The organism is Pseudomonas sp. FG98 (genome assembly GCF_057808595.1).
The window spans coordinates 1-6,882 of sequence record NZ_JBMDIJ010000150.1 but is presented as its reverse complement, the minus strand read 5'-3'; the positions used below and the strand labels follow the sequence as shown (position 1 = coordinate 6,882).

Genomic DNA, 6,882 nt, shown 5'->3' with positions numbered 1-6,882 from the left:
ACCCTGTGGGAGCCGGCGTTGCCGGCGATGAGGCCATCAGCTTCGACATCGATCTGGCTGATCGGGCAGTTCTTGCGAACCTGACTATCAACATCCCTCGAACCGCGCCATCCGCTTTTCGATAAACGCCTGCATCCCTTCCTTCTGGTCCCTGGACGCAAACAGCAGCGCATTGGCCTTGCGCTCCAGGGCTAGCGCCGATTCCAGCGACGCATCCATCCCCGCGAGGATCACTTCCTTGATCTGCTCCGCCGCCAGCGCCGGCATGGCGGCGATCGTCCGGGCCAGTTCCAGGGCGTGCTCCTGCACCCGGTCGTCATCCACCAGGTCACTGACCAACCCCGCCACCCAGGCTTCCTCCGCGCTGATCGGCTGCCCGGTCAGGGCCATGCGCATGGCCTTGACCTTGCCCACCGCCCGCACCAACCGCTGTGTTCCGCCAATCCCCGGCATGATGCCGATGCGGATTTCCGGCTGGCAGAAGCGCGCCGAGCGCCCGGCGACGATCAGGTCGGCATGCATCGCCAGCTCGCAGCCACCGCCGTAGGCATAGCCGCAGACCGCCGCGATCACCGGCTTGGGACAGTGCTGGATCGGTGCCCAGACCCGCTCGGTGTGGCGCTGCACGATCTCGATCGGGCCGACCCCGGCCATGCTGGTGATATCGCCACCGGCGGCGAACACCTTGGCGCCACCGGTCAGGACGATGCAGCGCACTTCGGGGTCGGCGCCCAGCTCGCTGAAATGCCGCGACAGCAGGGCCTGCAATTCCAGGCTCAGGGCATTGCTCGCCTGCGGTCGGTTCAGGCGCAGCAGGGCTACGCCGGGCGCCGGAAACTCCAGCAGCAGGGGGGAAACTTCGGTAGCGGACATAAGCCTTCTCGCGCGTGAAAGTGCCTCGCAGTGTCGACCCGCCAAGGTGCCGGTTCATCGTCCGTTCAGACGAAGTTTGTGCGCCCCCTTGCCCCTAGAGTGAGCCTCGTCAGCCAGTACGAGGAGCACGACATGGGTCTTGATTACACGGGCAAGGTGGTCCTGGTCACCGGCGGTACCAAGGGGATCGGTGCCGGGATTGCCCAGGCCTATCTGGAGGCCGGCGCCGAGGTGATCGTCTGTGCCCGCAACGCGCCAGACCAGTTGCCAGGCAGCGGCGGCCGCCAGGCGGCGTTCTTCGCCGTCGATGTGCGCGACGGCGATTCGCTGCAAGGCCTGTTCGATGCCATCCAGCGCGATTTCGGTCGCCTCGATGTGCTGGTCAACAACGCTGGCGGCGCCCCGGCTGCCGAGGCCGCCACGGCCTCGCCGCGTTTTCACGAGAGCATCATCCGCCTCAACCTGATCGCGCCGCTCAACGTCGCCCAGCACGCCAACCGCCTGATGCAGGGGCAGGAAGAGGGCGGCTGCATCGTGTTCATCGGCAGCGTTGCCGCCCAGCGTCCGTCACCGGGCACCGCCGCCTATGGTGCGGCCAAGGCCGGGGTGGTGGCGCTGGCCACTTCGCTGGCGGTGGAGTGGGGGCCCAAGGTGCGGGTGGTGACCGTCAGCCCCGGCCTGGTCCTGACCGAGCAGGCCCATCTGCATTACGGCAGCGACGCCGGTATCGCCGCCGTCGGTGCCGGCATTCCCGCCGGACGCATGGCCGCGGCGGCCGATATCGCCAACGCCTGCCTGTTTATCGCCTCGCCGCTGGCCAGCTACGCCAGTGGCTGCAACCTGCTGCTGCACGGCGGCGGCGAACGGCCGAGCTTCCTCGCGGCGGCACAGGCCTGATCGACCCACGGCGGCTAGCCGCCCTTACTTAGCAGGAGACGACTGTGGCTGATCCACAATTGCTGTCCAACGTGCGTGCCCTGGTCGGGCGCGAATACGGCCGGGTCTATGCCTGGGACGAAGTCAACGCGCCGATGATCCGCCAGTGGTGCGAGATCATGGGCCTGGAAAACCCGCTCTACACCGATGCCGCTGCCGCCCTGCAAGGGCCCCACGACGGCATCGTCGCGCCGCCGGCGATGCTCCAGGTGTGGACCATGGAGGGCCTGCAAGCCAACAACTACCCGCCGGGTTCCACCGACGAGAACCCCTATGAAGTGCTCAAGCTGATCGAGGAGTACGGCTACGCCTCAGTGGTAGCAGTCAACTCGGAACTGACCTTCAAGCGCCCGGTGCATCTCGGTGAGCGCCTGTACTACACCACCCGCCTGGACGCCGTGGGCGACGAGAAGACCACGGCCCTGGGCACCGGCTTCTTCGTCACCCTGGTGATGAGCCATTTTGTCGAGAAGCCCGAAGGCGACGAGCCGGTCGGTGAGCTGCTGTTCCGCGTGTTCAAGTTCCGCCCGGCCAATCCGCAGCCGGTGGCCAAGCCGGCCCAGGCGCTGGACAAACCCAAGCGTCCATTGCCGGGCATCAGCGACGACACCCGCTTCTTCTGGGAAGGCTGTGCCGAGCACAAGCTGCTGATCCAGCGTTGCACTGCCTGTTCGACCCTGCGCCATCCACCGGCGCCGGTCTGCATCGAGTGCCACTCCTTCGACTGGGACGCGGTGCAGGCCAGCGGCCGTGCCAGCCTGTATTCCTTCGTGGTCATGCATTACCCGGAGGTACCGCCGTTCGATCATCCCAACCCCATTGGCCTGGTCGAACTGGAGGAGGGCGTGCGCCTGATCGCCGGACTGGTCGGGGTCGAGCGCGAGCAGTTGCGCATCGGCCAGCGCCTGCAGGTGGAGTTCCAGGTCTTCGACGAGCAGCAGACCCTGCCGCTGTTCCGCCCCGTGGCCGAGACGGAGTAGCCGCCCATGGATTTCCAATTGAGCGAAGACCAGCGCGCCATCGAGGAGATGGCCGGCAGCCTGTTCACCGAGCAGTGCGATGACGATGCCCTGCGCCACTGGGACCTGAGCGGTGCGCCGCTTATGAGCAGCCTGTGGCAACTGTGTTGCGAAACCGGCCTGCACGCCTTGGCGATTCCCGAGTCCAGGGGCGGCAGCGGCCTGGGTATGACCGAACTGATGCTGGTGTTGCAGGCCCAGGGCCGCAGCCTTGGCCAGGTGCCGTTGTGGCGGCATCAACTGGTGGCCGCGGCGCTGGACCGCTTCGCCCCGGACGAATACGCCGCTTGGATCGAGCGCGCGGCCAGCGGCGAAGTCCTGCTCAGCCTGTCGCTGGAAGGAATGCACGCGGCCTGTGGCATCGAGCTGGAAGCCACGCCGAACGGCGCCGACTGGCTGCTCAACGGCCGTATCGCCGCCTTGCCGCTGGGCGCGCAGTCCGCTGCGGCGCTGGTGCCGGTGCTGCTGCATGGACAGCCACGTCTGTGCTTGCTGGAGCTGGACAACCCTGCGCTGCGCCTGACCCCGGCGGTAATGACCCACGGCGAAGCCGTCGCCGATGTGCAGGTGGAGGGCTTGCGTCTTGGCCATCTGCTGCCGGTCAGCGCCCTCGACTGGCTGGAGCCCCGGGCCACCTGCGCCCTGGCCGCGCTACAACTGGGCGTCAGCGACGAGCAGATCCGTCGCACCGTCGCCTATATCAGCGAGCGCGAGCAATTCCAGCGGCGCATCGGCAGCTTCCAGGCGGTGCAGATGAGCATGGCCGATGCCCATATCGCCCTGGAGGCCTTGCGCAGCGCCTTGTGGCAACTGTGCTACCGCCTCGACGCCGGTCTCCCGGCGCCGTCCGAGGCCCAGGCCACCGCCTGGCTGGCCTGCGAGGCCGGACACCGGATCGGCCATATCGCCCAGCACGTGCATGGCGGTATCGGCGTCGACCTGACCTATCCGATTCACCGTTTTCTCTACTGGAGCCGCGCCCTCGGCCTTGCCCTTGGCGGCTCGGCGGCGTGTCTGGAACGCCTCGGCGACTGGCTGGGCGATAACCACAAGCTGGGATGGAAATATGACCTTGAAGAACACCAAGCGCTTTGACGATGTGCGCCCCGGCGAGGTCCTGCCGGAACTGGCGCTGCCCATCAGCGTGGCGTTGATCGCCGGCGGTGCCATCGCCACCCGTGACTACTTTCCCGGCCATCACGACCTGGATGCCGCTCGTGAACTGGGCTCGCCCCATGTGTTCATGAACATCCTCACCACCAACGGCCTGGTGCAGCGCTTCGTCGAGGAATGGGCAGGACCGGCGGCGCAGTTCGAGTCGCTGAAAATCAAGCTCGGCGTGCCCAACTACCCGGGTGACTGCATGACCTTCAGTGGCAGTGTCAGTGCTCTGGATGCGGTGAGCCGGCGGGTCGAGGTGACCCTTGTCGGCAAGAACGCCATGGGCAACCACGTTACCGGCACGGTTGCCCTGATCCTGCCCTGAGCGTGAATGCGACGCGAACCCTGTGGGAGCGGCTGTTAGCCGCGATTGCAGCAGTGGTCCCACCACCGTAATCGCGGCTAACAGCCGCTCCCACAGGGTTCGCGTGCAGGCAGCCAATCATGTGTTGTTTGATCTGAGGAAAGACCTGATGAGTCAATCGTCGATTTCCGGGCGCGCCGCCATCGTCGGCCTGGGCGCCACCGAATTTTCCAAGAACTCCGGGCGCACCGAGCTGCGCCTGGCCATGGAAGCCACCCTCGAAGCCCTGCGTGACGCAGGTATCGACCCGTCCGAGGTCGAGGGCTTCAGTTCCTATTCGGTGGACAAGGTCCCCGAATACGAGATCGCCCGCCTGCTGGGCTGCAAGGAGGTCAAGTTCTTCTCCCAGGTGCCCCACGGCGGCGGCGCCGCCTGCGCGCCGGTGATGCATGCGGCGATGGCCGTGGCCAGCGGGGTGGCCAAGGTGGTGGTGGTCTACCGGGCGATGAACGAGCGCTCCTGGTACCGCTTCGGCACCGGCACCTACGGCTTCGCTTCGACGCCGATCTTCGAGAACGTCAACTACGGCTGGTACATGCCCCACGGTTTCCACACCCCGGCGGCCTGGGTCGGTATGTTCGCCCAGCGCTACATGCATCGCTACGGCGCCACCTCGGAGGACTTCGGCCGGGTCGCGGTGGCGGTGCGGGATTTTGCCGCGAGCAACCCCAAGGCGTTCTTCCACGGCAAGCCGATCACCCTGGAAGAACACCAGGCCTCGCGCTGGATCTGCGAGCCGCTGCACCTGCTCGACTGCTGCCAGGAGTCCGATGGCGCAGTGGCCATGGTCATCACCTCGGCCGAGCGTGCCCGTGATCTGAAGCACAAGCCGGTGACCATCAAGGCCGGCGCCCAGGGCATCAGCCAGGGCCAGCAGGTAATGACCTCGTTCTACCGCGACGACATCACCGGTCTGCCGGAGATGGGCGTGGTCGCCAGGGAGCTGTATCGCCAATCGGGCCTCGGTCCGGAGGACTTGCAGACCGCCGTGATCTACGACCACTTCACCCCCTTCGTGCTGCCGCAACTGGAGGAGTTCGGCCTGGTGCCCCGTGGCGAGGCCAAGGACTTCATTCGTGCCGGCGAACATGCCCGCGGCGGCAAGCTGCCGATCAACACCCATGGCGGGCAGCTGGGCGAGGCCTATATCCACGGCATGAACGGCATCGCCGAGGCGGTGCGGCAGGTGCGCGGCACGGCGGTCAACCAGGTGGCGGACGTCCATAACGTGCTGGTCACCGCCGGTACCGGCGTGCCGACCAGCGGCCTGATTCTCGGCGCGGCCTAAGGAGCGAGTCATGTTCGTCGACCTCACGCCCGAACAACACACCCTGCGCCGCCAGGTGCGCGACTACTTCCAGGCCCTGATGACCCCGGAGCTGCGCGAGCAGTTGCGCGGCAAGGAGGGCGGCGAGCTGTTTCGCCAGACCATCCGCCAGATGGGCCGCGACGGCTGGCTGGCGGTGGGCTGGCCCAAGGCCCACGGCGGCCAGGGCTATGCCGCCACCGAGCAATTGATTTTCTTCGAGGAGGCCAATATCGCCGGAGCGCCGTTGCCCTTCGTCACCATCAGCACGGTCGGCCCGGCGCTGATGGAGCATGGCAGCGCGGCGCAGAAAGCGCGTTTCCTGCCGGGCATCGCCGCCGGCGAGATCATGTTCGCCATCGGCTATTCCGAGCCGGATGCCGGCAGCGACCTGGCGGTGCTGAAGACCAGCGCGAGGCTGGACGGCGAGCACTTCGTGGTCAATGGCAACAAGCTGTGGACCTCGGGCGCCGAGTCTGCCGACTTCATCTGGCTGGCGGCGCGCACCGACCCGCAACTCGCGCGGCACAAGGGGGTGTCGATCCTGATTCTCGACACCTCACTGCCGGGCTTCTCCAGCACGGTGATCCCCACCACCAGCAACCCGACGGCAGCTACCTACTACGACAACGTGCGGGTGCCCAGGGACATGCTGGTGGGCGAGCTGCACGGCGGCTGGAAGCTGATCACCGCGCAGCTCAACCACGAGCGCCTGGGGCTGGGCTCCTGGTCGGACAAGGTGGTGGGATTGTTCCGCCGGATTTACCTGTGGGCCAAGAGCCGTGACGAACAGGGCCGTCGGGCGATGGACAAGGCCTGGGTACGCAGCTCCCTGGCCGAGTGCTATGCGCGACTGGAGGCCATGCGCCTGATCAACCTGCGCATCGCCGCCAACCTGGAGCAGGAGCAGATGGACGTGGCCCTGAGCTCGACCACCAAGGTCTACGGCTCGGAATCGGCGATCGAGATCCTCCGCCGCCTGGCCGCGGTGATCGGCGCCAACGGCTCGCTGCGTGCCGGTTCGGCGGCCACCGCGCTGCATGGCGAGCTGGAATACGAACTGCGCGCCTCGGTCACGGTGACCTTCGGCGGCGGTACCAACGAGATCCAGCGCGAGCTGATCGCCCAGTTCGGCCTGGGGCTGCCGCGCACGCAGCGCTGAACACATAGGTCATGGGCTTGGCTGGGTCCCTGTGGGAGCTGGCTTGCCAGCGATAGCGGCA

At 66.9% G+C, this 6,882-nt stretch carries 7 protein-coding genes; 6 read left to right on the top strand and 1 reads right to left on the bottom strand.

Going from position 1 to position 6,882, the window contains the following annotated elements:
- Positions 1 to 87: 87 nt before the first annotated feature.
- Positions 88 to 873 (bottom strand): enoyl-CoA hydratase, encoded by a 786-nt coding sequence (locus ACODSK_RS31970; RefSeq protein ID WP_489022061.1) that lies wholly within the window; start codon positions 871 to 873, stop codon positions 88 to 90.
- A gap of 132 nt (positions 874 to 1,005) precedes the next feature.
- Here ACODSK_RS31970 and ACODSK_RS31965 point away from each other — a divergent pair, with 132 nt between their 5' ends.
- From ACODSK_RS31965 to ACODSK_RS31940, 6 genes are all read left to right on the top strand, one after another.
- Positions 1,006 to 1,770 (top strand): SDR family oxidoreductase, encoded by a 765-nt coding sequence (locus ACODSK_RS31965; RefSeq protein ID WP_489022059.1) that lies wholly within the window; start codon positions 1,006 to 1,008, stop codon positions 1,768 to 1,770.
- 44 nt (positions 1,771 to 1,814) lie between these two features.
- On the top strand, positions 1,815 to 2,789 hold the full coding sequence (locus ACODSK_RS31960) for a bifunctional MaoC family dehydratase N-terminal/OB-fold nucleic acid binding domain-containing protein (RefSeq protein ID WP_489022057.1): 975 nt from the start codon (positions 1,815 to 1,817) through the stop codon (positions 2,787 to 2,789).
- A 6-nt stretch (positions 2,790 to 2,795) separates the two neighbouring features.
- On the top strand, positions 2,796 to 3,923 hold the full coding sequence (locus tag ACODSK_RS31955) for an acyl-CoA dehydrogenase family protein (protein WP_489022055.1): 1,128 nt from the start codon (positions 2,796 to 2,798) through the stop codon (positions 3,921 to 3,923).
- On the top strand, positions 3,895 to 4,314 hold the full coding sequence (locus ACODSK_RS31950) for a MaoC family dehydratase (RefSeq protein WP_489022053.1): 420 nt from the start codon (positions 3,895 to 3,897) through the stop codon (positions 4,312 to 4,314). Before ACODSK_RS31955 ends, ACODSK_RS31950 begins: the two co-directional genes overlap by 29 nt.
- A 148-nt stretch (positions 4,315 to 4,462) precedes the next feature.
- A complete protein-coding gene (locus ACODSK_RS31945; protein ID WP_489022051.1) occupies positions 4,463 to 5,641 on the top strand; it encodes a lipid-transfer protein in 1,179 nt (392 codons plus the stop codon).
- Positions 5,642 to 5,651: 10 nt separating this feature from the next.
- Positions 5,652 to 6,821 carry an acyl-CoA dehydrogenase family protein gene (locus ACODSK_RS31940; RefSeq protein ID WP_489022049.1) on the top strand — a complete coding sequence of 390 codons (1,170 nt, stop codon included), beginning with the start codon at positions 5,652 to 5,654 and terminating at the stop codon, positions 6,819 to 6,821.
- The last annotated feature ends 61 nt before the right edge of the window (positions 6,822 to 6,882 follow it).

What these genes read in the sequence shown, in the direction of transcription:
- ACODSK_RS31940 (WP_489022049.1), top strand. Translation starts at nt 5,652, where the DNA reads ATGTTCGTCGACCTCACGCCCGAACAACACACCCTGCGCCGCCAGGTG.
- ACODSK_RS31945 (WP_489022051.1), top strand. Translation starts at nt 4,463, where the DNA reads ATGAGTCAATCGTCGATTTCCGGGCGCGCCGCCATCGTCGGCCTGGGC.
- ACODSK_RS31955 (WP_489022055.1), top strand. Translation starts at nt 2,796, where the DNA reads ATGGATTTCCAATTGAGCGAAGACCAGCGCGCCATCGAGGAGATGGCC.
- ACODSK_RS31965 (WP_489022059.1), top strand. Translation starts at nt 1,006, where the DNA reads ATGGGTCTTGATTACACGGGCAAGGTGGTCCTGGTCACCGGCGGTACC.
- ACODSK_RS31970 (WP_489022061.1), bottom strand. Translation starts at nt 873, where the DNA reads ATGTCCGCTACCGAAGTTTCCCCCCTGCTGCTGGAGTTTCCGGCGCCC.
- ACODSK_RS31950 (WP_489022053.1), top strand. Translation starts at nt 3,895, where the DNA reads ATGACCTTGAAGAACACCAAGCGCTTTGACGATGTGCGCCCCGGCGAG.